The sequence below is a fragment of the Aquincola agrisoli genome, from assembly GCF_036621135.1.
In the GTDB taxonomy this organism is placed as follows: domain Bacteria; phylum Pseudomonadota; class Gammaproteobacteria; order Burkholderiales; family Burkholderiaceae_C; genus Aquincola; species Aquincola agrisoli.
In genome coordinates, this window is sequence record NZ_JAZIBG010000028.1 from 219,486 (window position 1) to 243,793 (window position 24,308).

24 protein-coding genes are annotated in these 24,308 nt (G+C 70.4%); 5 read left to right on the forward strand and 19 right to left on the reverse strand.

What is annotated here, in order from left to right; translation table 11 throughout:
• Window positions 1-47 precede the first annotated feature (47 nt).
• The 8 genes from V4F39_RS12710 to V4F39_RS12745 form a co-directional block, all read right to left on the reverse strand.
• A complete protein-coding gene (locus V4F39_RS12710; protein WP_332289828.1) occupies window positions 48-932 on the reverse strand; it encodes a cytochrome c oxidase subunit 3 in 885 nt (294 codons plus the stop codon).
• A gap of 38 nt (window positions 933-970) precedes the next feature.
• Window positions 971-1,201 carry a DUF2970 domain-containing protein gene (locus V4F39_RS12715; RefSeq protein ID WP_332289829.1) on the reverse strand — a complete coding sequence of 77 codons (231 nt, stop codon included), beginning with the start codon at window positions 1,199-1,201 and terminating at the stop codon, window positions 971-973.
• Complete coding sequence (locus V4F39_RS12720) at window positions 1,198-1,785, reverse strand: cytochrome c oxidase assembly protein (RefSeq protein WP_332289830.1); 588 nt, start codon at window positions 1,783-1,785, stop codon at window positions 1,198-1,200. The genes V4F39_RS12715 and V4F39_RS12720 overlap by 4 nt, the downstream gene beginning before the upstream one ends.
• A 39-nt stretch (window positions 1,786-1,824) precedes the next feature.
• A complete protein-coding gene (locus V4F39_RS12725) occupies window positions 1,825-1,944 on the reverse strand; it encodes a cytochrome oxidase small assembly protein (RefSeq protein WP_332289831.1) in 120 nt (39 codons plus the stop codon).
• A 7-nt stretch (window positions 1,945-1,951) separates the two neighbouring features.
• A complete protein-coding gene (gene ctaD / locus V4F39_RS12730) occupies window positions 1,952-3,574 on the reverse strand; it encodes a cytochrome c oxidase subunit I (protein WP_332289833.1) in 1,623 nt (540 codons plus the stop codon).
• Window positions 3,575-3,605: 31 nt separating this feature from the next.
• On the reverse strand, window positions 3,606-4,796 hold the full coding sequence (coxB, locus tag V4F39_RS12735) for a cytochrome c oxidase subunit II (protein WP_332289834.1): 1,191 nt from the start codon (window positions 4,794-4,796) through the stop codon (window positions 3,606-3,608).
• 2 nt (window positions 4,797-4,798) lie between these two features.
• Window positions 4,799-5,302, reverse strand: a complete 504-nt coding sequence (locus tag V4F39_RS12740; RefSeq protein ID WP_332289836.1) for a DUF2244 domain-containing protein — start codon at window positions 5,300-5,302, stop codon at window positions 4,799-4,801.
• A 199-nt stretch (window positions 5,303-5,501) separates the two neighbouring features.
• Entirely contained in the window at window positions 5,502-6,443 is a 942-nt protein-coding gene (locus V4F39_RS12745; protein ID WP_332289837.1) for a methyltransferase domain-containing protein, read from the reverse strand.
• A gap of 25 nt (window positions 6,444-6,468) precedes the next feature.
• Here V4F39_RS12745 and V4F39_RS12750 point away from each other — a divergent pair, with 25 nt between their 5' ends.
• Together V4F39_RS12750 and V4F39_RS12755 are read left to right on the forward strand one after the other, a co-directional pair.
• Entirely contained in the window at window positions 6,469-7,176 is a 708-nt protein-coding gene (locus tag V4F39_RS12750; protein WP_332289838.1) for a ComF family protein, read from the forward strand.
• A gap of 14 nt (window positions 7,177-7,190) precedes the next feature.
• Window positions 7,191-7,661 carry a tRNA (cytidine(34)-2'-O)-methyltransferase gene (locus tag V4F39_RS12755; protein WP_332289839.1) on the forward strand — a complete coding sequence of 157 codons (471 nt, stop codon included), beginning with the start codon at window positions 7,191-7,193 and terminating at the stop codon, window positions 7,659-7,661.
• Here the strand turns inward: V4F39_RS12755 and V4F39_RS12760 are convergent, their stop codons facing one another.
• From V4F39_RS12760 to V4F39_RS12775, 4 genes are all read right to left on the reverse strand, one after another.
• Window positions 7,662-8,672, reverse strand: a complete 1,011-nt coding sequence (locus V4F39_RS12760; RefSeq protein ID WP_332290552.1) for an NAD(P)H-dependent glycerol-3-phosphate dehydrogenase — start codon at window positions 8,670-8,672, stop codon at window positions 7,662-7,664.
• A 34-nt stretch (window positions 8,673-8,706) separates the two neighbouring features.
• Window positions 8,707-9,183 (reverse strand): protein-export chaperone SecB, encoded by a 477-nt coding sequence (gene secB, locus V4F39_RS12765; RefSeq protein WP_332289841.1) that lies wholly within the window; start codon window positions 9,181-9,183, stop codon window positions 8,707-8,709.
• Between the two features lie 88 nt (window positions 9,184-9,271).
• Window positions 9,272-9,529, reverse strand: a complete 258-nt coding sequence (gene grxC, locus V4F39_RS12770; protein WP_332289842.1) for a glutaredoxin 3 — start codon at window positions 9,527-9,529, stop codon at window positions 9,272-9,274.
• 71 nt (window positions 9,530-9,600) lie between these two features.
• Window positions 9,601-10,020 carry a rhodanese-like domain-containing protein gene (locus V4F39_RS12775; RefSeq protein WP_332289843.1) on the reverse strand — a complete coding sequence of 140 codons (420 nt, stop codon included), beginning with the start codon at window positions 10,018-10,020 and terminating at the stop codon, window positions 9,601-9,603.
• 89 nt (window positions 10,021-10,109) lie between these two features.
• On the opposite strand from V4F39_RS12775, the gene gpmA reads away from it, so the two are divergent.
• Window positions 10,110-10,853, forward strand: a complete 744-nt coding sequence (gpmA, locus tag V4F39_RS12780) for a 2,3-diphosphoglycerate-dependent phosphoglycerate mutase (RefSeq protein WP_332289845.1) — start codon at window positions 10,110-10,112, stop codon at window positions 10,851-10,853.
• Between the two features lie 40 nt (window positions 10,854-10,893).
• Here the strand turns inward: gpmA and V4F39_RS12785 are convergent, their stop codons facing one another.
• The 6 genes from V4F39_RS12785 to V4F39_RS12810 are packed head-to-tail and all read right to left on the reverse strand — an operon-like array spanning window position 10,894 to window position 15,405.
• Entirely contained in the window at window positions 10,894-11,628 is a 735-nt protein-coding gene (locus V4F39_RS12785; protein WP_332289847.1) for a lysophospholipid acyltransferase family protein, read from the reverse strand.
• Window positions 11,629-11,653: 25 nt separating this feature from the next.
• The gene (locus tag V4F39_RS12790) at window positions 11,654-12,964 is read right to left on the reverse strand and encodes a dihydroorotase (protein ID WP_332289848.1); all 1,311 of its coding nucleotides are present in this window, start codon (window positions 12,962-12,964) and stop codon (window positions 11,654-11,656) included.
• Entirely contained in the window at window positions 12,961-13,914 is a 954-nt protein-coding gene (locus V4F39_RS12795) for an aspartate carbamoyltransferase catalytic subunit (RefSeq protein ID WP_332289849.1), read from the reverse strand. Before V4F39_RS12795 ends, V4F39_RS12790 begins: the two co-directional genes overlap by 4 nt.
• A complete protein-coding gene (pyrR, locus tag V4F39_RS12800; RefSeq protein ID WP_332289850.1) occupies window positions 13,914-14,417 on the reverse strand; it encodes a bifunctional pyr operon transcriptional regulator/uracil phosphoribosyltransferase PyrR in 504 nt (167 codons plus the stop codon). The genes V4F39_RS12795 and pyrR overlap by 1 nt, the downstream gene beginning before the upstream one ends.
• Window positions 14,414-14,824 (reverse strand): Holliday junction resolvase RuvX, encoded by a 411-nt coding sequence (gene ruvX, locus V4F39_RS12805; protein ID WP_332289851.1) that lies wholly within the window; start codon window positions 14,822-14,824, stop codon window positions 14,414-14,416. The genes pyrR and ruvX overlap by 4 nt, the downstream gene beginning before the upstream one ends.
• Window positions 14,821-15,405 (reverse strand): YqgE/AlgH family protein, encoded by a 585-nt coding sequence (locus V4F39_RS12810; RefSeq protein ID WP_332289852.1) that lies wholly within the window; start codon window positions 15,403-15,405, stop codon window positions 14,821-14,823. The genes ruvX and V4F39_RS12810 overlap by 4 nt, the downstream gene beginning before the upstream one ends.
• Before the next feature lie 34 nt (window positions 15,406-15,439).
• Here V4F39_RS12810 and V4F39_RS12815 point away from each other — a divergent pair, with 34 nt between their 5' ends.
• Both V4F39_RS12815 and V4F39_RS12820 read left to right on the forward strand, forming a co-directional pair.
• On the forward strand, window positions 15,440-16,675 hold the full coding sequence (locus V4F39_RS12815) for a class I SAM-dependent methyltransferase (protein ID WP_332289853.1): 1,236 nt from the start codon (window positions 15,440-15,442) through the stop codon (window positions 16,673-16,675).
• Complete coding sequence (locus V4F39_RS12820; protein ID WP_332289855.1) at window positions 16,672-18,162, forward strand: cryptochrome/photolyase family protein; 1,491 nt, start codon at window positions 16,672-16,674, stop codon at window positions 18,160-18,162. Before V4F39_RS12815 ends, V4F39_RS12820 begins: the two co-directional genes overlap by 4 nt.
• A 34-nt stretch (window positions 18,163-18,196) precedes the next feature.
• On the opposite strand, the gene V4F39_RS12825 is transcribed toward V4F39_RS12820, so the two are convergent.
• Window positions 18,197-24,292, reverse strand: coding sequence for an Hpt domain-containing protein (locus tag V4F39_RS12825; protein ID WP_332289857.1), 6,096 nt, complete (start codon window positions 24,290-24,292; stop codon window positions 18,197-18,199).
• Window positions 24,293-24,308 lie beyond the last annotated feature (16 nt).

Consider the following 24,308-nt stretch of genomic DNA (forward strand, 5'->3'; position numbering starts at 1 on the left):
GAGCGCCGGGCGGCGCTCTCATGCAGGAAGGCCGGCGGCCTGCGTCGTCACAACCAGTACACGACGATGTAGAGGCCCAGCCACACCACGTCCACGAAGTGCCAGTACCACGCGGCCCCTTCGAAGCCGAAATGGCGCTCCGGCGTGAAATGCCCCTTCATCAGCCGCAGGGTGATGAACAGCAGCATCAGCATGCCGACGAACACGTGGAAACCGTGGAAGCCGGTGAGCAGGAAGAAGGTGGAACCGAAGACGCCAGAGCTGAGCTTGAGGTTCAGGTCCTTGTAGGCGTGTGCGTACTCATAGCCCTGGACGAACAAGAAGACGAGGCCCAGCAACACCGTGATCCACATCCACAGGATCGTCTTGGCACGATGGCCGGCGATCAGCGCATGGTGGGCGATGGTGAGCGTGACGCCCGAGGTCAGCAGCAGCGCCGTGTTGATCGTGGGCAACGGCCACGGCCCGATCGTCGAGAACGGCTCCACGGTGCCCGCGGGCGACGCGGTGACGCCACCGCCGGCACTCGGCCAGACCGCCTTGAAATCAGGCCAGAGCAACGCGTTTTCCAGGCTGCCCAGGCTGGGCACGGAATGGACCCGGGCCCAGTACAGCGCGCCGAAGAACGCACCGAAGAACATCACCTCGGAAAAGATGAACCAGGCCATGCTCCAACGGAACGACACGTCAATGCGTGCGCCGTAGAGGCCGCCTTCGCTCTCGCGAATCGCGTCGCCGAACCACTGGAACAGGATCACGGCCCACCAGATCAGGCCGAACAGCACCGAGTACGCGCCCCACTGGTGGCCGTTGACCCACTGGCCCGCACCCAGGATCACGAAGAACAGGCCGATCGCGGCCATCACCGGATGCCTCGATGGGCCCGGAACGAAGTAGTAGGGTGTTGTCCCTTGATGCGTCGCTGCCGACATGCTCGCTTCTCCTCGAACCTACTCTGTTGTCGCGATGGTCAGGCGGCGACGCCGCTGCCCACCACCCATTTCACCAAGAGAACCAGGCCCGCCACGAACACCGCGGCGGCCAGCAGGCCTGCCACGATGACGTGCAGCGGATTGAGCCGGTTCACGTCTTTCTCATACTCGCTGTTCTTGCGTACGCCGAAGAACGACCAGGCCACCGCCTTCAGCGCGTGCAGGAACGAGCCCTTGCGCCGAGCCGCTTCACGCAGCCCGGACGTCATGACCGGGGCTCCCCGGCACCCGCTTCGGCCGCAGCGCTCTTGTCCTTGCCCGGCACTTCGAAGAAGGTGTACGACAAAGTGATCGTCGTCACGTCCTTCGGCAGCTTCGGGTCGATCACGAACACCACCGGCCAGTTCTTGGCCTCGCCGGGCTGGAGCTTGTACTCGTTGAAGCAGAAGCACTCGAGCTTGTTGAAGTAGGCCGTGGCCTGCTTCGGGGCGTAGCTCGGGATGGCCTGCGCAGCCATCTCGCGCTGCTGGATGTTGCGGAACTCGTACATCACGGTGGACATCTCGCCCGGATGCACCTGCATCGAACGCACGGCGGGCTTGAAGTCCCAGGGCCCGCGTGCGTTGGCATCGAACTCCACGGTGATCGTGCGCGTCGTGTCGACCTGCGTGTTGACCTTGCCGGACGACCCGGCGTTGTAGGCGGTGGCCTGGCGCTCCGTCAGGGACAGCACGTTGATGCCCAGCGCCGCGCAGATGTGCCGGTACATCGGCACCAGCCCGTAGCCGAAGCCGAACATCAGGCCCGCGATGACCGCGAGCTTGCCGACCATGCGCAGGTTGTCGCCGCGCATGGCGGACGTCCGTGACGATTCACTCGGCCTGCTCAAGGCTCAGCCCCCCGCCAGCCAGATCCTGGCCATGAAACCGAGCGCGAACACCAGGGCAACGGACGCCAGGATCAGGCCCAGCCGGACGTTCGCCTTGCGCTGCTCGGGTGTCGACGCTGCCATGCCGCTCTCAACCAACGATGCGGGTCGCCGTCGCGTCGAGCTTGGGCGGGTTCTCGAAAGTATGGAAAGGCGCCGGCGAAGGCACTTCCCACTCCAGGCCTTCCGCACCGTCCCAGGGCTTCTGGGAAGCCGGCTCACCCTTGCCGCGCATCATCGGGACGACGACGAACAGGAAGAAGTACACCTGCATCAGGCCGAAACCCAGCGCGCCGATCGACGCGATCATGTTGAAGTCGGCGAACTGCATCGGGTAGTCGGCATAACGGCGGGGCATGCCGGCCAGGCCCAGGAAGTGCATCGGGAAGAACGTGATGTTGAAGAAGATCAGCGACAGCCAGAAGTGGATCTTGCCGCGTGTCTCGCTGTACATCACGCCGGTCCACTTCGGGCCCCAGTAGTACACGCCGGCAAAGAGCGCATACAGCGAACCGGCCACCAGCACGTAGTGGAAATGCGCCACCACGTAGTAAGTGTCCTGCAGCTGGATGTCGACCGGCGCGGTGGACAGGATCAGGCCGGTGAAGCCGCCCATCGTGAACACGAAGATGAAGCCGACCGCGAACAGCATCGGCGTCTCGAAGGTCATCGAGCCGCGCCACATCGTGGCGACCCAGTTGAAGATCTTCACGCCCGTGGGCACCGCGATCAGCATGGTCGCGTACATGAAGAACAGCTGGCCCGTCACCGGCATGCCGGTCGTGAACATGTGGTGCGCCCACACGATGAACGACAGGATGGCGATCGACGCCGTGGCGTACACCATGGAGGTGTAGCCGAACAGGCGCTTGCGCGCGAACGCCGGGATGATGGCGCTCACGATGCCGAAAGCCGGCAGGATCATGATGTAGACCTCGGGGTGCCCGAAGAACCAGAAGATGTGCTGGTACATGATCGGGTCGCCGCCGCCGGCCGGGCTGAAGAAGCTCGTGCCGAAGTGGCGGTCGGTCAGCGTCATCGTGATCGCGCCTGCCAGCACGGGCATCACGGCGATCAGCAGGTACGCGGTGATCAGCCAGGTCCAGCAGAACAGCGGCATCTTCATCAGCGTCATGCCGGGTGCGCGCATGTTCAGCACCGTGACGATGATGTTGATGGAGCCCATGATCGAGCTCGCGCCGAGGATGTGCATCGCGAAGATGCCCGCGTCCATCGACGGGCCCATCTGCAGCGTCAGCGGCGCGTAAAGCGTCCAGCCGGCCGCGGGGGCGCCGCCGGGCATGAAGAACGACGCCACCAGCATGATCGCCGCGGGGATCATCAGCCAGAAGCTGAAGTTGTTCATCCGCGCGAAGGCCATGTCGGACGCGCCGATCTGCAGCGGGATCATCCAGTTCGCGAAGCCGACGAAGGCCGGCATGATGGCGCCGAACACCATGATCAGGCCGTGCATCGTCGTGAACTGGTTGAACAGTTCAGGATTGAAGAACTGCAGGCCGGGCTGGAACAGCTCGAGCCGGATCATCAGCGCGAGCACGCCGCCGATCATCAGCATCGTGAAGCTGAACAGCAGGTACAGCGTCCCGATGTCCTTGTGGTTGGTCGCGAAGACCCAGCGGCGCCAGCCGTGCGGATGATCGTGGGCGTGATCGTCGTGACCGGCATGGCCGTGGTGGTCGAGAACTGCGCTCATGGGGTTTCCTCGTTCGGTCTACGTTCGCCGGTCACTTGGCGCGCTGCGCAGCCACTTCCTTCGGCTGCACGATCTGTCCGGTCTTGTTGGTCCACGCGTTCTTGGTGTACGTCGCCACGGCGGCCAGCTCGGTATCCGACAACTGCTTCCATGCGGGCATGGCACCGTTGTTCTGCCCGTTCAGCAGCACATCGAGCTGCACGTTGTGGTCGGCGTCAAGCACCTTGGGCGATCCGACCAATGCCTTGATCGGACCGGCACCCGAGCCATCCGCCTTGTGGCAGGCCGCGCAGTTGGCGTTGTAGACCTTCTCGCCGCGGGCGATCAGCTCCTCGAGCTTCCATTCCTTGTTCGGGTCGTCGGCCTTGGCCGCGGCTTCCTTGCGCTTGGTGTCGACCCACTTGGAATAGTCTTCCTGCGACAGCACCTTCACGTGGATCGGCATGTACGCATGCTCCTTGCCGCACAGCTCAGCGCACTGGCCGTAGTAGTCGCCGACCTTCTCGGCCCGGAACCACGTGTCGCGCACGAAGCCGGGGATCGCATCCTGCTTGATGCCGAAGGCCGGCACCATGAAGGCGTGGATCACGTCGTTGGCCGTGGTGATCACGCGGACCTTCTTGTCCACGGGAACGACCAGCGGGTTGTCCACCTTCAGCAGGTAGTCGTCGACCGGTTCCGGCTTGCCGCTGTTCGAGGCCTCGCGCTGCGCGACGTCGAGCGTCGACAGGAAGCCCAGGCCTTCGCCCTCGCCCTTCAGGTAGTCGTAGCCCCACTTCCACTGGTACCCGGTCGCCTTGATGGTGAGGTCGGCGTTGGTGGTGTCCTTCATCGCGACCACCACCTTCGTGGCCGGCAGCGCCATGAAGATCACGATGATGAACGGCACCACGGTCCAGGCCACTTCGACCGCCACGCTCTCGTGGAAGTTGGCCGACTTGGCGCCGCGCGACTTCCGGTGCTTGAACACCGAATAGAACATCACGCCGAAGACGGCGACGAAGATCACCACGCAGATGATCATCACGAAGTTGTGAAGCCACTGCTGTTCCGCGGCGATGCGCGTGACGGGCGGATGCAGGTCGATCTGGTTGACGGCCGGACCGCCGGGCAGGCTGTTGACGGCCCACGCCGTGTGCGCCGCGAGCGAAGCGCCCAACGCCAGCCCGGCGCCCGCCAGCCGTTGACTCCATCGGCTCAGGTGCATCTTTGTCGTCTTCATTGTCACTTGTGCTCCATTCCCAGATCGTTCCCGCCGTCGTGTGTCGCTGCCCCGGCCCGCAGTGCGAGCCGCAGTTCCTGGGCCAGCGACCCGCGCAATTCCGGCCTCACATAGCGGCCCACACGCATGCGACGGCCCTGTCCCGACAACTCGAGCAAGGAGCCTTCGCCATGCACCGGCTCGACGCGCACCCACGCCGACCGGAAATCCATCCGTTCCACGCTGCTGCCGCAGCAATGCTCGATCCGCAACGCCTCGCCAGACAGCGTGATCGTCTCGCGGTCGCCGGCATGGCGTGCATGCAGCAGCAGAGCGACGCCCAACACCAGCAGCTCCAGTCCCGCAAATACCAGCACCGGCATGGCACCGAGCCATGCGAAGGCGCCCGCCACCCCGAGCGACACCGTGCACACCGACAGGTAGGCCAGCAGCACTTGGCGCGGCGTCAGCGAGCAGTTGCGGCGAAGGACCCACTGCAACGCCGGAACCCCATCGATGTCGAGCATGCGAGCCCACCGCCATCCGGCGCGCCCACCGGCTTCCTGCAAGGGCGCAGGCCATGGGCTGGAGGCAAGGGTGGCGGACATGGTTGCGTGCGAAATGCTGGCAAATGGGGAGGCGCTTCAGGGATTGACGTGCGCTCACCAAAAGCCGCGGGATTCTAGCGGCATCGAAGGCCCGCGTGACTTTCCGTCGCGAAGCCGGCTACGGCGGCTTCGTCCTCGTGGCGCCGGCGCGAACCATGGTACGCATCTCGTCGAGCGACACCGACGTCTGCGCGGCCAGCGCCGGCCGCGGCGGCGGGTTGAATGCGTGGCCGTATACGACCTCGAACCGCAGCGCGATGCGTCCGTCCGGCGCAGCCCGGGCCTGCAAGGCCTGCAGCAGGCGAGCGTGCCACCGCGGCGTGCGCAGGCCGGCCATCCGCTGCGGATCGGCGTTCCCCCCCAGGTGGCGCAGTTCTGCAAGCAAGGCCTGCGGCGTGGGCCAGGTGATCGTCAGCTGCTCCTGGTCCATCACCGGGTCGGCAAAGCCGGCATGGACCAGCATGTCCCCGATATCGTGCATGTCGACCAGCGCCGCCGCGGGGCTGCCAAACCCCAGTTCGCGGTACAGCGCCCGCAGCTCGGGCAGCGTACCCGGGCCAAGCGTCGAGAACATCAGGAAACCGTCGACGGCGAGCACCCGACGCCATTTCGCCAGCAGCGCGGGCGGATCCACCACGGCATGCAGCACCATGTTCGCCCACAGCAGGCCGCCGCAGGCCGCCGGCACGTCATCCTCCAGCCAGGCCGATGGTTCGGCACCCGTCCATCGGCGTGCGCTCCACCAGGGTGCGGCGGCACCCTCCAGGCTGCGGCCGAGCAGTGCGGCGGTCGGCTCCACCTTCAGCTGGCGGGCCTTGGGGTAGGTCTCGCGCAACACGGCGTCGCTGCCGCCGGCATGTGCCCACCACTGCAGCACGGCCTCGGGCTGGCTGCGGATGACGGGCAGGCGCTCGGCCATGCGGCGCGCCACCTCGCCGTGCAGCCAGGGCGCCTGCGGGGCCGCAGACCAGCGTGCGAGCGCACGTGCGACGGCGGCGCCGTCCAGGTCGCGCGCGGTCGAGGAGGTCGCCGGGCTCGCGGCTGGCACAGGGGTCGACATGATGCGGCTCAGTATATTGACGGGGATGGACGCCCGCCCTGCCCGGCTGCAATGGCCGACCTTGTGCTGCATCTGCCGCGCCTGGGGACGCAGCCGCATCTGCGGTCCCTGCGAATCGCGCTTCGCCCCGCCTGCCGCACGCTGCCCGCGCTGCGCATCGCGCACCCCCGAGGGCGTCAGCGTCTGCGCCAACTGCCAGCGGCAACCGCCGCCGTTCGACCGCTGCATCGTCGTGGCCGACTACGGCTTCCCGTGGGACGCCGTGATCGGCCGCTTCAAGTTCCATGACGGGCTCGACCTCGCCGATGCCCTCGCCGCCCTGCTCGCCCGGGCCGTCGCGGCGGCCGCCGCCCCGGCGCCTGCGCTGGTCCTGCCGGTGCCGCTCGGGCCCGAACGCCTCGCGCAGCGCGGCTACAACCAGTCGGCCGAGCTGGCCACACGATCGGCGCGCAGGCTCGGGCTGGCCTGCGACACCACGCTGCTGCAGCGGCTCGTCGACACGCCGCACCAGGCGCAGTTGCCGCTGCAGGCGCGGCGGTCCAGCCTGCTCGGCTGCTTCGGCGTCGACCCGGCGCACAGCCATCCCCTGCGCGGCCGCACGGTCGCCGTCGTGGACGACGTGGTCACCAGCGGCGCGACGGCCGGCGAAGCGGCCCGCTCGCTGCGGGCTGCAGGCGCGGCGTCGGTACAGGTCTGGGCCTTCGCCCGCACGCCGCCGCCGTCGGATGCATGAACCACAATGGCCGCATGTTCCGCATCGTCCTCGTCGAGCCGCAGATCCCGCCGAACACCGGCAACGTCATCCGTCTGGCCGCCAACACCGGCTGCGAACTGCACCTGGTCGAGCCGCTCGGCTTCCTGATGGAGGACAAGCTGCTGCAGCGTGCGGGCCTGGACTACCACGAGTACGCCGACGTGCGCCGGCATGCATCGTGGCAAGCCTTCGTCGACCGGCAGGCACCCGACCCGCGGCGCTGCTTCGCGTTCACAACGCACGGCAGCCAACCGCTGGGCTCGGTGGCCTGGCAGCCGGGGGACTGGCTGATCTTCGGCAGCGAATCGGCCGGCCTGGCACCCGCGCTGCGGGAGGGATTCCCGCCCGCCCAGCGCGTGCGACTGCCGATGCGCGCCGGGCAGCGCAGCCTGAACCTCAGCAACGCCGTCGCCGTGGCGGTGTTCGAGGCCTGGCGGCAGCACGGCTACGCTGGCGGCGCCTGATCAGCCTTCCTGCTCGGGCCGGGCATTGCGGGCCATCAGGTGCGCCACGGCCTCGTGCGGGGCCAGCCGGCCTTCCAGCACCGCCACCACCGCTTTCGAGATCGGCATCTCGACCCCCAGCGCGTCGGCCCGGCGGCACACGGTGGTGGCGCTGTAGACGCCTTCGGCCACGTGGCCGAGCTCCGCGAGGATTTGCGCCAGCGGCACGCCCTGCGCCAGCCGCAGGCCCACCTTGCGGTTGCGCGAGAGATGGCCGGTGGCCGTCAGCACCAGGTCGCCGAGACCCGACAGGCCCATGAAGGTGTCGGCGCGAGCCCCCAGCGCCACCCCCAGCCGCGTCATCTCGGCCAGGCCGCGGGTGACCAGCGCGGCCCGGGCGTTCAGCCCCGGCGCGCCCGGCACGCCGGCCGCGGCGAGCCCGTCGCACAGCCCCGTGGCGATCGCGAGCACGTTCTTCACCGCACCACCGACCTCCACCCCTACCGGATCGGACGAGGTATAGACGCGCAGCGCGTCACCGTGGAAGGCCTGGACCATCGCGTCGCGGAGATCGGCATCGAAGCTCGCGGCGACCAGCGCCGTCGGCTGCCCGATCGCCACCTCCTCCGCAAAACTGGGGCCGGACAGCACGCCGGCGGCACCCTGCGGCCGCAATGCCTGCGCGACCTCGTGGCCGAGCAGCCCCGTGCCGGATTCGAAACCCTTGCACAGCCAGGCCACGCGCGCCCGCGCCGGCACGCGGGCCAGCATGTCGCGCAGGCTGGCCATCGGCGTGGCGACGATGACAAGGCCGCTCGCGGCAGCAGACGCAGTGCAGGGCTCGAAATCGGCGGTGAACCGCAGCGCATCGGGCAGTTCGACGCCCGGCAGGTAGCGATCATTGCGGCGCGTGGCGGCCATGCGCGCGATCTGCGCCGCGTCACGCCCCCACAGGCACACGTCGTGGCGCAGCGCGGCCTGGGCCGCCAAGGCCGTTCCCCAGGCACCGGCACCGAGCACGGCGATGTTCATGCGCATGGCAGCGCCCTCACACCGCGACGTGGACTCAGTTGGCGCTGGTGATGATGCCCGAGCCGTTGGCCTGGGCCGCCTGCTGCTGCTGCTGGGCTTCGAACATCGCCTGGAAGTTGACTTCCGACAGGATCACGGGCGGGAAGCCGGCGCGCGTGCAGACGTCGGAGACGATGGCGCGCAGGTACGGGTACACCATGCCCGGGCAGGCGATGCCGACGATGGCCTGCATCTGGTCCTGCGGCAGGTTGCGGATCTCGAAGATGCCGGCCTGCTTGGCTTCGATCAGGAACAGCGTCTTGTCCTGGATCTTGGTGGTGACCGTGGCGGTGACACACACCTCGAACACCCCCTCTGCGATCGGCTCGGCCGACACGCCCAGGTTGATGTCCACCTGCGGCTGCACCTGCTGCTCGCGCAGGATCTGGGGCGAATTGGGCTGCTCCAGCGACAGGTCCTTCAGGTACATGCGCTGGATCTGGAAGACGGGGGTCAGTTCTTGCTCGGCCATGGGTTGTTCATCCAAGAAAACAAAACCCGCAGGCTTGCGGGCTTTCGGGGATTATGGCGTGAGCGGATGACACCCGCGGACCGCTGAATCAGCCGCCGAGCAGCGGCAGCAGGCCGCCCGCGCGATCCAGCGCGATCAGGTCGTCGCAGCCGCCGACGTGCTTGTCGCCGATGAAGATCTGAGGCACCGTGCGGCGGCCGGTCAGCTCGATCATGGTGTCGCGCTCGGCGGGCTTCAGGTCAACACGGATCTCGTCGATCTGGGTGACGCCGCGCTGCTGCAGCAACTGCTTGGCCCGCACGCAGTAGGGGCAGACCTGGGTGGTGTACATCCGGACGTTGTTCATGCCCGGATTGTCCCGAATGGCTGCGGGGTGGGCACCGGCGCCGCACAAATCCGCATCCACCGTGCTGGTTCTCAGGCCGATTTTTCGACCGGCAGGCTGGCTTCGCGCCAGGCCGCGAGGCCGCCGGCCACGGTGCGCACATCGGTGTAACCCGCCTTGCGGAGCATGCCCGCTGCACGGTTGACGTTGACGCCCGCGCCGCCCATCACGATCAGCGGCAGCGCCTTGTTGGCGGGCAGGCCCTTGGCGCCTTCGAGCGAGCCGATCGGCACGTTGCGCGCGCCCATGGCGTGGCCGGCGGCATAGGCCTGCGGCTCGCTCACGTCGATCAGCACCGCCTTCTCGCGGTTGATGAGGCGCACCGCCTCGGCGGTCGCCACCGCGTTCGGGCCGCCGCCCGCCGTGGCCTGGCGCAGCGTGGGCCACAGCAGCAATGCGCCGGAGACGAGCGCGACGAGCACGAGATACCAATTGGCAAGCAGGAATTGCACGGGTAGGCCGACAGGAAGCGAAAAGGGCGAATTATAGAATTCGCCCCTTCCCTCACCCCCGACCGGCCGACCGAGGCCTCTTCGCCCCCATGTACAAGCTTGTGCTGATTCGCCACGGCGAGTCGACCTGGAACCTCGAGAACCGCTTCACCGGCTGGACCGACGTCCCCCTCACCGCCACCGGCGTCGCGCAGGCGCAGCAGGCCGGCGCGTTGCTGAAGGAAGCCGGCTACGAGTTCGACGTGGCCTACACCTCGGTGCTCCAGCGCGCCATCTGGACCCTCTGGCACTGCCTGGACAAGATGGAGCGCACCTGGCTGCCGGTGGTGAAGGACTGGCGCCTGAACGAGCGCCACTACGGCGGCCTGCAAGGCCTGAACAAGGCCGAAACCGCCAAGCAGTACGGCGACGAGCAGGTGCTGGTCTGGCGCCGCAGCTACGACACCCCGCCGCCGCCGCTGGCGGCCGACGACCCGCGCAGCGAGCGCGGCGACCTGCGCTACCGCGAGCTGCAGCCTGGCCAGGTCCCGCTGACCGAATGCCTGAAGGACACGGTGGCCCGCGTGCTGCCGCTGTGGCACGAGACCCTCGCCCCGGCCATCCAGCGCGGCGAGCGCCTCGTGATCGCCGCGCACGGCAACAGCATCCGCGCGCTGGTGAAGTACCTCGACGGCATCAGCGACGACGACATCGTCGGCCTCAACATCCCCAACGGCATCCCGCTGGTGTACGAGCTGGATGCCGACCTGAAGCCGATCCGCCACTACTACCTCGGCGACGCCGAAGCGGCCGCCAAGGCCGCCGCGGCCGTCGCGAACCAGGGCAAGGCCTGACACGCACACCCGGGCGCCGCGGCCACGCGGCGCAGCCTGCCTAGCAGCCCAGCGCCGCCTCGATCTGCTGCTGCAGGTGCGCGGCCAACGCGCGGCGGTCGGCATGGGCCGAGTCTTCCGAGAGCAGCCATCGCACCCGCACCTGCAGGCCTTCCGCGCTGGCCACGCGCCACAGGCTCTGCAGCAGCGTCGTCTCGCCGATGAACTCCGCCGCGGGGCTCACCGCGTGCTGCGGATCCGAGAACCGGATCACCGCCGGCTGCACCGGCACGCCGGTGGCGATCGCCGCCTGCAGCAGGTTGGCATGGAACGGCAGCACGCCGTGGCCGCCGGAGGTGGTGCCTTCCGGAAAGACCGCCACGCACCCGCCCGCCTGCAGGGCGCCGGCGACCTGGTGCACCACCCGCAGCGCATCGCGCTTGCTGGTGCGCTCGATGAACAGCGTGCCGACGCTCTTCACCAGCCATCCGATCAGCGGCCACCCCAGTACGTCCGCCTTCGACACGAACCGCGCGCGCGGGCAGCTCGCGTGCAGCGCCGCGATGTCCAGCCACGAGACATGGTTGGACACCACCAGCGCGGCCCCGGCCCGCGGCCGGCCCTCGACGACCAGCCTGATGCCCAGGGCCCCAAGCAACCCCGCCGACCAGCGCCCGATCTGCGCCTCGCGCCCCGCCGCGTCCAGCGACGGGAAGCGCAGCGCGACGATCAGCACGCCCTGCAGCAGGTGCAGCACCGCGCGCAGCAGGCGCCACGCGCCCCGGGGCGCCCTCATCGCGCGCCCCTCCTCGTGAGCGCGCTCAAGCCGCGGCGTCTTCGTACGCCACCGTGCCGGCCACCAGGGTGGCCTTCACGCGGCCCGGCAGCTCGAAGCCGGTGTGCTCGAACGCGAACGGCGTGTGCTTGCCCTGGCTCTTCAGCGCCGCCGGGCTCGCCTGCCAGCGTTCGCCCGGGTCGAACACACACACGTCCGCCACGCCCCCCGCCACCAGCCGGCCCGCGCTGGCCGACAACGAACCCAGCGCCGGACCCAGCACACGCACCGGCTCGCTGGTGATGGTCGCGAGTGCACGCGACAGGCCGGCGCCGCTGTCCTCGCCCCACTTGAGCGCCAGGCTGAGCAGCAGCTCCAGCCCGGTGCCGCCGGGCGTCGCCTCGGCAAACGGCAGGTTCTTCTCGTCGGCGCTGACGGGGTTGTGGTCACTGACCAGCGCATCGATCGTGCCGTCGGCCAGGCCCGCGCGCAGCGCGTCGCGGTCGCGGCCCTGGCGCAGCGGCGGCGTGACGCGCATCGCGGCATTGAAGTAGCCGATGTCGACGTCGGTCAGGTGCAGCGAGTTGATGCTGACGTCGGCGGTCACCGGCAGGCCCTCGGCCTTGGCGGCGCGCACCAGCGCCACGCCCGCCGCGCTCGAGATGCGGCACAGGTGCACCCGCGCGCCGGTGGCGCGCACCAGCTCGAACAACGTGTGCAGCGCGATCGTCTCGGCCATCGCGGGGACGCCCGACAGGCCCAGGCGCGTGGCCACCGCGCCGCTGGCCGCCACGCCCTTGCCCAGCCACGCATCCTGCGGACGGACCCAGACCGTGTAGCCGTAGGTGGCGGCGTAGAGCAGCGCCCGCTGCATGACCAGCGTGTCGGCGATCGGCACCTCGGCCTGCGAGAAGCCGATGCAGCCGGCTTCCGTCAGCTCGGCCATCTCGGTGAGCACGTCGCCGGCCAGGCCGCGTGTCAGCGCCCCCAGCGGGAACAGGCGGCACCGGCTGAGCTTGCGGGCGCGGAACTTCAGCATCTCGACGAGGCCGGGCTCGTCGAGCGCCGGGTCGGTGTCGGGGGGGCACACCAGGCTGGTGACGCCCCCGGCCGCGGCGGCGGCCAGTTCGCTCTCGAGCATGCCCTCGTGCTCGTAGCCCGGCTCGCGCAGGCGCGCGGCCAGGTCCACGAGCCCCGGCGCGACGATGAGACCGGTCGCGTCGATGCGGCGGTCGGCGCGGAAATCGCCTGCCGCGCCGATCGCGACGATGCGGTCGGACGCGATGGCCACATCGGCCAGTTCATCGCGGCCGGTGGCGGGATCGACCACCCGGCCGCCGTGGATCAGGATCTTCATGCCTCGTTCCCTGCAATGATCGACATCACCGCCATGCGCACCGCGATGCCGAAGGTCACCTGCGGCAGGATCACGCTCTGCTTGCCGTCGGCCACCGAGGAATCGATCTCCACGCCGCGGTTGATCGGCCCCGGGTGCATCACGATCGCGTCGGGCTTGGCCAGCGCGAGCTTTTCTTCCGTCAGGCCGAAGCTCTTGAAGAACTCGCCGGCGCTGGGCAGCATCGCGCCGCTCATGCGCTCGTTCTGCAGCCGCAGCATGATGATCACGTCGGCGTCGCGGATGCCTTCGGCCAGGTCGTGGCACACGCGCACGCCCATCTCGCGCAGATCGCCAGGCACCAGCGTCTTCGGGCCGACGGCGCGGATCTCGGGCACGCCGAGCGTGGTCAGCGCGTGGATGTCGGAGCGCGCGACGCGCGAGTGCACGATGTCGCCGACGATCGCGACCGTCAGCTGGGTGAAGTCCTTCTTGAAGTGCCGGATCGTGTACATGTCCAGCAGGCCCTGCGTCGGGTGCGCGTGGCGGCCGTCGCCGGCGTTCACCACATGCACGTGCGGCGCGCAGTGCTGTGCGATGAGGTACGGCGCACCGCTCTCGCTGTGGCGCACCACGAACATGTCGGCGTGCATCGCGCTCAGGTTCGCGATGGTGTCGAGCAGGCTCTCGCCCTTGGCGGTGGACGAGCGCGCGATGTCGAGGTTCAGCACGTCGGCCGACAGCCGCTTGGCGGCGATCTCGAACGTGGTGCGCGTGCGCGTGCTGTTCTCGAAGAACAGGTTGAACACGCTCTTGCCGCGCAGCAGCGGCACCTTCTTCACGTCGCGGTCGTTCACGCTGAGGAAGGTGCCCGCGGTGTCGAGGATGTGCGTGACGACGTCGCGCGGCAGGCCTTCGATCGACAGCAGGTGGATCAGCTCGCCGTGGCGGTTGAGTTGCGGGTTGCGCATCAGGCGTCTCCCTCCGTCGCGAAGCGCAGGCGGCCATCCTCGGCCCGCGCCAGCGACAGCCGCTGCGCCGCGGGCAGCGCCACGCGCGCGGCGGCGAAGGCGGGCTGGATCGGCAGCTCGCGCCCGCCGCGGTCCACCAGCACGGCCAGCGTGACGCTCGCGGGGCGGCCGAAGTCGAACAGCTCGTTGATCACCGCGCGGATCGTGCGGCCGGTGTACAGCACGTCGTCGACCAGCACCACGTGCTTGCCGTCGATATCGAAGGGCAGCTTGGTGGCGTCGACGCCGGCCGCCAGCCCGCGCTGGCCGAAATCGTCGCGGTGCAGCGCGCTGGAGATGACGCCGTGCCCGCCGGCCAGGCCCAGGTCGGCCTGCAGGCGCTCGGCCAGCCAGGCACCGCCGGACCACACGCCGACCAGCACGCCGCCGGGCGGCAGCAGGCTGCGCACGCCGCCGCGCAGCTCGGCGTACAGCGCCTCTGCGTCGAGAGAGAGTGTGCTCATGGATGGGTTCTCAGGAATTGGTCGAGGATGATCGCGGCCGACGCCGCGTCGACATCGGCGGCGCCGCCGGCCAGGGCCTCGGTGGTGCTGTAGCGCTCGTCCACCTCGTGCACCGGCAGCCGGAAGCGGCCATGGAGCTGGCGCGCGAAGCGCTGTGCACGGCGCGTATTGTCATGCGGCGTGCCGTCGGGATGTAGCGGCACCCCGACCACCAGCGCGTCGGGCTGCCACTCCCGCAGCAGGGCCTCGATCGCAGCGAAGCGCGCGTCGCCCTCGGCGGCGATGGTCTTCAACGGCTGCGCAGCGCGCAGCAGCGTGTTGCCGACCGCGACGCCGACCCGCTTGGTGCCGAAATCGAAAGCCAGGAAGGAAAGGGAAACCGGGCGGCTGGCGGACGGCTCGCTCACGCGTGCCCCGCCTCCCCGCTCAGCATGCGCGGGTCGATGCCCAGCAGCGACAGGGCCTTGTCATAACGCTGGGCGATCGGGGTGTCGAAGATCACCTCCGGCGTGGCATCGACCGTCAGCCAGCCGTTGCGGCCGATCTCGTCTTCCAGCTGCCCGGCGCCCCAGCCGCTGTAGCCGAGGGTGACCAGGATCTTGCGCGGCCCGGCGCCGTGCGACAGCGCCTCCAGCACGTCCTTGCTCGTCGTCATCTCCAGCTGGCCGCCGGGGATGGCCATCGTCGAGTTGTAGTGGCCGCCCTCCTCCGAGAGCTTCTCGTGCAGCACGAAGCCGCGCTCGGTCTGCACGGGGCCGCCGAAGTAGACCGGCGTCTCGGCCAGGTCTTCGCGGTCGAGCGACAGCTCCACCTTCTCGAAGAGGTTCTTCAGCTTGATGTCGATGGGCTTGTTGATGACCAGCCCGAGCGCACCCTTCTCGGTGTGCTCGCACAGGTACACCACGGCACCTGCAAAGTTCTCGTCGGCCATGCCGGGCATGGCGATCAGGAACTGATTGGTGAGGTTGATGCGGGCGCTGTCGGCCATGCGGCCGATTCTAGTGCCCGCGATAATCGGCGCCGTGTACCCGAACTCCGAAGTCTCCCCCGTCGACCGCTTTTTCGACCTGCTGCAGGCGAGCCTCGCCGCCGGCACGCTGGCCAAGCTGGTGCTGGGCAAGTACCACGGCGAGGAGCCCGACCTGCAGCGCCTGACCGTGCGGCCCTTGGCGCTGCGCGGGGAACCGCACCTGAGCTTCGTTTCCACGTACCGCACGCGCGACGTGACGAAGAACCATCCGCTGGACGACGGCCTGGCGCTGCTGCGCGGGCTGGCGGGCCCGGCCTTCGGCCACGTGCACCTGCTGACGACCGACGAGGACGTGCAGCTGCTCTTCAGCCGCAAGGGCAAGCCGGGCCTCGTGCGGCGCCCGGCCCAGCATGCGCGTGCCGCGGGTGCCGCCGCGCACGACCGCGAGAAGCACCGCTTCCTGGCGCTCGACCGCCCTTTCCTGCGCGCGCTGGGCGTCACCGACGCACAAGGCCAGCTGGTGCCGGCCATGTCGCGCAAGTGGAAGCAGATCAACAAGTTCGTCGAGGTGCTCGACCATGCCTTCGACGACAGCACGCTCGCACGGCGCGAAGGCCCCGTGCGCGTGCTCGACTTCGGCGCCGGCAAGGGCTACCTCACCTTCGCCGTGCACGACTACCTGAGCCACACGCGCGGCCGCGCGGCCGACGTCCACGGCATCGAGCTGCGCCAGGACATGGTGCAGCTCTGCGAAGGCGCGGCGCGCCGGCTCGGCCTGGCCGGCCTGCACTTCCACCAGGGCGACGTGGGCAGCGTGCAGCCCGCGCCGGTCGACGTGATGATCGCGCTGCACGCCTGCGACACCGCCACCGACCACGCGCTGCACCACGGCGTGGTGGCCGGTGCCTCGGTGATCCTCAGCGCGCCGTGCTGCCACAAGCAGATCCGCCCGCAGATGAAGAGCCCCTCGCTGCTGCAGCCGATGCTGCAGCACGGCATCCACCTGGGCCAGCAGGCCGAAATGGTCACCGACAGCCTGCGTGCGCTGCTGCTCGAGGCGCACGGCTACGCGACGCAGGTGTTCGAGTTCGTCTCGCTGGAACACACCAGCAAGAACAAGATGATCCTGGCGGTGAAGCGGCCCGGCGTGTCGCCCTCCCGGGCCGAGGCGCTGCGGGCGCAGATCCGCGAGATCAAGGCCTTCTACGGCATCGCCGAGCACTGCCTCGAAACCCTGCTGGACGCGCCCGCGCCGCAAGCCTCGCCGTCCGCGGCCGTGCCCGCATGAAGTCCCTCGACGGCGCGCTGGTCTGGTTCCGCCGCGACCTGCGTGCCGACGACCAGGCCGCGCTGTACCACGCGCTGAAGGCCGCGCGGCAGGTGTACTGCGCCTTCGTCTTCGACACCGCCATCCTCGACCCGTTGCCGCGCGCCGACCGCCGCGTGGAGTTCATCCGCGGCAGCCTCGCCGGCCTCGACGCGCAGTTGCGCGCGATGGCCGCGGCGCACGGCATCGAGCACGGCGGCCTGATCGTGCGCCACGGCGACGCGGCGCACGAACTGCCGCGCCTGGCCGACGAGCTGCACGTGCAGGCCGTCTACGCCAACCACGACGACGACCCCGCCGCCATCGAGCGCGACGCCCGCGTGCGCGGCAGGCTGTCGAACCTCGGCATCGCCTTCCACAGCAGCAAGGACCACGTGGTGTTCGAGCGCTCCGAAGTGCTCACCGCCACCGGCAGCCCCTACAGCGTCTTCACGCCCTACAAGAACGCTTGGCTGAAGAAGCTCGACGATTTCTACCTCGGCGCCTACCCCGTCAAGCGCTACGCGGGCGCGCTGGCCGAGCGGCCCGAAGGCTGCCGTTCGCCGATTCCGTCGCTGGAAGCCATCGGCTTCGAGAAGACCAACCTGCACACGTTGAAGCTGCCCAGCGGACCGGTGGGTGCGGACGAGCTGCTCGAGGACTTCCTCGAGCGCATCGACCACTACGACCAGGCGCGCGAGTTCCCGTCGGTGAAGGGCCCGAGCTACCTCGGCCCGCACCTGCGCTTCGGCACGGTGTCGATCCGCCGGCTGGCGCACGAGGCGCACCGGCGCGCCGCGAAGGGCTCCAAGGGGGCGGCCACATGGCTGTCGGAACTGGTGTGGCGCGACTTCTACCACCAAATCCTGCACCACCACCCGCACGTCGTCGACCATGCCTTCAAGCCCGAGTACGACACGCTGAAATGGGAGCACGGCAAGCACGCCGACGCGCTCTTCGCCGCATGGTGCGAGGGCCGCACCGGCTACCCGCTGGTGGACGCGGCCATGCACCAGATCAACCAGACCGGCTACATGCACAACCGGCTGCGCATGGTGGTGGCGAGCTTCCTGACGAAGGACCTGGGCCTGGACTGGCGCCGCGGCGAGGCCTACTTCGCCACGCACCTGAACGACTACGAGCTCGCCAGCAACAACGGCGGCTGGCAGTGGGCGGCCTCGACAGGCTGCGACGCGCAGCCCTACTTCCGCATCTTCAACCCGGTGGCGCAGAGCGAGAAGTTCGACGCCGAGGGCAAGTTCATCCGCCGCTACCTGCCGCAGCTGGCCAACCTGCCCGACAAGCTGATCCACGCGCCGTGGCTGGCACGGCCGGTCGACCTGGCCGCGGCCGACCTGGCGCTGGGCAAGCAGTACCCGGCGCCCATCGTCGACCACGGCGAGGCGCGCGGCAAGACGATGGAGCGCTTCGCCGCCGCGAAGCAGCACGCGGCGCGCGCCCGCGGCTGAAGCCCGGGCGTGGCAGCCTGCCCGCCCCGCCCGATCAGGCCGCCTGCGTCGCGCCGGTGCCCGCGTAACGCGCCACCAGGGCCAGCAGCTCCTCTTCCGAGTACGGCTTGCCCAGGTAATGGTCCACGCCCAGCTCCGCCGCCACATCGCGGTGCTTCTGCGCGATGCGCGAGGTGATCATGATCACCGGCAGGCCCTGCAGCCGGGCCTCGCCACGCAGCTGGCGCACGAGGTCGAAGCCGTCCATGCGGGGCATCTCGATGTCGGTCAGCAGCACGGCGGGCCGCTCCTGCCCCAGCTTCTCCAGGCCCTCGACGCCGTCCTTCGCCAGCTCGACGCGGTAACCCTCGCGCAGCAGCAGGCGCTGCGTCACGCGGCGCACGGTGAGTGAATCGTCGACCACCAGCACCAGCGGCGCCTGCGGCCGCCGTGGGGTGGCCGCCGCCTCGGCCGACGGTCGGCCGGCCGCGCCGCGGGCCTCGGCCTGCGCCGCGTCGCCGTAGAGCGCCGCCAGCGCCACCGGGTTGTAGATCAGCGTGGGCAGGCCGGTGGCCAGCAGCGTCACGCCCACCAGGCCGGGCAGACGCGAGAGCTGCGGGCCGAGGTTCTTGACGACCACTTCATGGTTGCCGAGCACCTCGTCCACATGCACCACCACGCGCTGCTGGGCGCTGCGGATCACCACGACCGATTGCGTGCCGGCCGCATCGGCGCCACGGGGGCTGTCCTGCAGCAGCCCACCCAGCCAGAAGAAGGGCAGCGACTGCTCGCCCACCCGGTGGTGGCCTTCTGCATGGCCCTGCGTCACCTCCTCGGCCGGCACGCGGCGCACGGCCTCGACCAGCGGCGACGGCACCGCCACGGTGAGGCGGCCGGCGCGCAGCATGACGACCTGCGTCACCGCGGTGGTCAGCGGCAGCACGAGGCGGAAGCTCGTGCCCTGCCCCCAGGCGGTGGCCGTCTCGATGCGCCCGCCCATCGCGAGCACCTCGCTGCGCACCACGTCCATGCCCACGCCGCGGCCGGCCAGCTCGGTCACCTCGCGCGCCGTGGTCAGGCCGGGCGAGAACACGAGTTGGGCCAGCTCGGCGTCGTTGAGCTGCTGGTGCTCGGCGAGCAGCCCCAGCTCGACGCCGCGCTGGCGCAGGCCCAGCAGGTCGAGGCCGCCGCCGTCGTCGCGCACCTCGACGCCGACCTCGTTGCCGGCGTGCGTCAGCGAGATGGTGATGCGGCCCGCCGGATCCTTGCCGCGCTCGGCGCGCAGCCCGGCCTCCTCGATGCCGTGGACGACGCAGTTGCGCAGCAGGTGCTCGAATGCCCCTGTCATGCGGTCGAGCACGCCGCGATCGACCTCGATCGCGCCGCCGACGATGTCGAGCCGCACCGGCTTGCCGGTCTCCTTGCTGGCCTGGCGCACGACGCGGTAGAGGCGGTCGGCGATGCTCTCGAACTCCACCATGCGCGTGCGCAGCAGGTCGTCCTGCAGGTCGCGCGTGAGGCGGGCCTGGGCCGCCAGCTCGTCCTCGGCGGACTGCAGCGCGCGCTGCAGGCTGCGCTGCACCGTGGCGACGTCGTTGACCGACTCGGCGATCATGCGCGTCAGCTCCTGGAAGCGCGTGAAGCGGTCCAGCTCCAGCGGATCGAAGACTTCCGCCGCGGCCTTGGTCGCCTCGATGCGCGAGCTGATGTGTGTTTCGGACTGCAGCTCCAGGTCGCGCAGCTGGCGGCGCAGGCGCTCGAGGTTGTCGGTCAGGTCGCCGAGCGAGCCCTTCATCGTGCCGAGGTCGGCCTCCATGCGCGTGCGGGTGATGGACACCTCGCCGGCATGGTTGACCAGCCTGTCGAGCAGCGGTGCGCGCACCCGCACGGGCGCCTGCGATGCCGCGGGCTGCGCGGGCACGGCCGGCACCAGTGCTTCCGCGGGCGGCGCCGCGAAGCGCGACCAGTCGATCGCCGGCGGCTCGGCCGGCCCCGGGGCCCAGGCCATGGGCTCGGCGGGCGCCTGCAGAAGGGGCTGCGGCCATTCGGGCGGCGCGGCGTCCGCAGGCGCGGCGGCCTCGGGCACCGGCGCGGGCATGGGATCGAGCGGCGACTCCGCGGCCACGGCCGGCGGCCTGTCGCGCCGCTGCAGCGCCTCGAAGGCGGCATTCAGCGCATCGACCCGCCCCTGCAGCATGTCGATCTCCGCCGTCGACGCGTCGCCCCGGGCCAGCAGGTGCTCGATCGCCGTTTCCAGGCGATGGGCCATCTCGCCCAGGCGCATCGCGCCGGCCAGGCGGGCGCCGCCCTTGAGCGTGTGCAGCGTGCGCATGCAGGCGGACGCACCGGCAGGATCATCGGGCCGCTGGGCCCAGTCGCGCAGCCGCGCCGCCAGCTGCGGCAGCAACTCCTGGGCCTCTTCATCGAAGATGGGGAAGAGGTCGCCGTCCACCGCATCGACGGCATCGATGCCGTCCTCCGCATCCAGCGCCTGCGGGCCGGCCTGCGGCATCGACGGCTCTTCGGCCGGCAGCAACGGCTTGATCTCCGGCTGAAGCTCACCGAAGACCGACGAGGCGGCCAGCGGCGGCGCAGGCGGTTCGGCCGGTGGCTGGGGCACCGCCGCGTCCTCGGGCGGACGCTGCGCGGGCGTCTCGTCCAGCAACCCGCTCAGCGTGCCGGGCACGGTGCCGGTGCCGCCCTCGAGGCCGCTGGCCGTGTCCACGCCCGCCGACGCCGGCGCCGCCGCCTCGGCCAGCCGCTGCTCGCAGGCCTGCAGGCGCGCCATCAGCTCGGGCGACGGCCCCTTCAGGAACCCGGCGGCGAACTGGTGCAGCAGGCCACGGATCTCGTCGCTCGCTTCATTGAACAGGCGCGACGTGGCGCCGTCGCCCCGGCCCACGCGTTGGGCGTGCGCCAGCGTGTGCTCGAGCAGCCGCGCCAGCTGCGACAGCTCGGCGAAGCCGACGGTGGCGGAATTGCCGGCCAGCGAGTGCGCCAGCGATACCGCGGCTTCGCCGACGGGCCGGTGCAGTTCCAGCGCCCACTCCGCCAGCTCGATGCCGAGCCGGCGCGACTGCTCGTCGGCCTCCGACAGGAAGATGTTGAACAGCGGCAGCGGCACCGCGAGCGGGCCGATGTGCTTGACGTCGTCCCGGGCATGCGCGGGCCCGGACGCTTCCGGCAGCGGCTCGTGCGTCGGCGGCGCCGGGGCCGCCAGATCCGCCGCGTCGCCGAGGTCGAGGGTGAGCCAGTCCTCCATCGGCTGCAGCCGAAGTGCCTCTTCCGGCAGGAAGGCCTGCGACTCGGGCAGCGGCACCACGGCCGGCAGCTCGGGCAGCGCCAGGTCGGCCGGCGCCTCGGCGACGGCGATCGACGGCCACGCATCGACCAGCACCGAGGCCTCGGGCGCCGGCAGCGGCGCGTCCTGCGGGGCCGGTGCAGGGGCCGGCTCCTCCGCCACGCCGACCAGCGGCATGGGCGAGGTCATCAGCGGTTCGAACACCAGGTCGACCCCGTCCTCAGGATCCGACAGCGCGGCGGCCTCGCCGTGCGAAGGCACTGCGGGGGCGGGGCCGTCGCCCCCCAGCTCGAAGGAAAAATCGAGATCCAGATCGTGCGCAGCCGGCAGGTCGGGCACGGCCGCCAGCAGCGGCGACGGCGCTGCGGGCACGGTGTCCTCCGGCGTCCAGACGTCCGGCGGCTTGCGGTCCACCGGCTCGGTGAGCACGGATTCCAGCGCGCCGTACTCGGAGCCCCCGCCCACGTCGATCAGCGGCACGGGCCCGGTGGGCTCCGGCACGACCTGGGACACCGGCAACGCGGCGGACGGCAGCGCCAGCGGCTCGCGGCGGTCCTGCAGGCGCAACGCGTCGGCCACCTGCTGCACGGCCGACGCCCGGTGGCCGCCGTCACGGCCGACCGCCACGCATTCCACCCAGTCGCTCAGGTAGCTGAGGATGTCCGCCGTCGCACCGAGCAGCGGCGCGTCCGCCTGCGGGTCGCTGGCGAGGCGGGCGTTGTAGAGCTGTTCGGCCGACCAGGCGGCCTCGCCGAGATCGGTCAGCCCCACCATGCGGCCGCTGCCCTTCAGCGTATGGAAGGCGCGCCGCAGCACGGTCAGGCGGCCGAGGTCGTCGGGCTGCTGGTCGAGCCCCTCCAGCGCGCCACAGGCGCCCTGGAGCACCTCGCGCGCCTCTTCGAGGAACACCTCGCGCAGGTCGTCGTCCTCGCCGGCGAAGGCGTCCGGCAGCGGCGCCGCTTCCGGCAGGGCAATGGCCGGCACATCGGGCAGCGACAGATCGGGCAGCGCGCCCGCTTCGAACGGTTCACGTACCGGCTCGGCCGCCGCGGCCGCGGGCGCCGCCACGCGGTACGCCGCGCCGCCGCCCACGATCGACCGCAGCAGCCCGCTGTCGGCATCGAATGCGAAGAGGGACTTCGCCACATGCGGCTGCACGCTGAGCATGTCGATCAGGAAGCCCAGCATGCCGAGGTTGGCCGCCAGCCGGTCGAAGAGCGCGGTGTCGGGCAAGGCCTGCGCGTCGGCCTGCAGCAGCGCGTCGACGTCGTCGCGCATGCGCAGCACGGTCTGCGAGGCCTGGTCCAGGCCCAGCACCGACAGCACGCCGCGCATGGCCTGCAGCTGGCCGGGCACGGGGACGAGCAGGTCCCGCTGCGCGGGGCTGCGGAAGTACTGGTCGATCTGCTTCTCGCTTTCGGCGATCGACGCACGCAGCTCCTGCACCACGCTGCCCATCGTCTGGCGGTCGGAGACGCGGCGGTACAGCTCCTCCATCCACGCATCCAGCGGCTGGGCGGGCAGCCCCTGTCGTGCGGCGTCGATGCGCTGCGCCAGGCGCTCCACACGCTGCGCTTCGTCGGGCCGGTCGAAATCGGCATCCTCGAGCGACGCGTCGAGGTACAGCACGCTGGTCGCGACCTCCATCGCGAGGCCGGCCGGCGGCGCCTGGCCGCTGTCGGCGGTCTGCGCCACGGCGTCGTGCAGCGCGGCCGCAAGGCGGTCGCCCGATGGATACAGGCGGCGCAGCGATTCGCCGGCCAGCGAGAACAGCTCGGTCAGGCTGGGCAGGCGCAGCAGTTCGCCGCCGGCCACGGCCGACCAGGCATCGCGCGCGGCCGCCACACGCTTGCGCGCCTGCGCCACCCAGGCCGGATCGAACCGGCCGAGGCGGCTGCTCTCGTAGTCGTAGGCCGGCTCGGTCGGCAGCGACCAGGCCGAACGCACCGCGACCAGCCGCGGCGTGCGCACGGCATCCACGCCCTCGAGCGACTGGGCGCAAAAGAACAGCAGGTCATGGGCGAGCCGCTGCGTGGGCTCGCCGGCCGCCAGGGACGCAGGGTCGCGCTCGCCCAGGCGCAGCTGCGCCAGCAGCCGTGCGGCGATGCGCTTGGTGTGCACGTCGGGGCGCAGCAGCCGATGCGCCTGCGCCTCGAAGAACGCGCCGGCCAGCTTCCACAGCGTGACCGCGTGCAGCTCACGCGCGCCGGCGCCCAGGCCCGCGAACAGGTCGCTCAGCTGCTGCGCGGCGGGGCCGTCGGGCTGCCGCATCAAGGCCAGCGTCTGGCCTTCGATCGCGGTACGGGCCTCCGCGTCGAGCAGCCTCGGCTGGGCGGCGGAGTCGGCGGGAATCTCGCGCCAGCGCCACTCCACCGGCCACAGGTCCGCCGGATGCACACGCTCGGCGCCGGCCATCTCCTGCACCGCGCGGTACTGCGGGAACAGCAGCAGCGGCGACACCGGCTTGCCGGCCAGCAGCCGCTGCAGGTAGTCCATCAGCGCGAACGACGCGAACTCCAGCGTGTCGACCGCAGCGCCCGTCAGGCGCCGGGCGCCGGCGAGCTTGTCCAGGGCGCCTTCGGCGGCGCGCAGCAGCAGCGCGGCCGACGGCAGCCCGACGAGTTCGAGGGCGCCCACGCCCTGGTGGAGGTGGGCCTGTGCCTGGCGCAGCAGCGCAAGGTCGGCCGCGTCGCCGTCGGCCCCTTCGATGCCGTCGGCCTCCTTCAGATGCCGGCGCAGCGACTTGTGGGCGATCTCCAGCGAGCGGCGCAGTTCTTCATGCACCCAGGCTAGGGCGGTCAGGTCATCGGTCTTGTCGCGCGAGAGGTGCGCGGGCAGGGCAGCGGACATGATGTCGGGTCCGGGA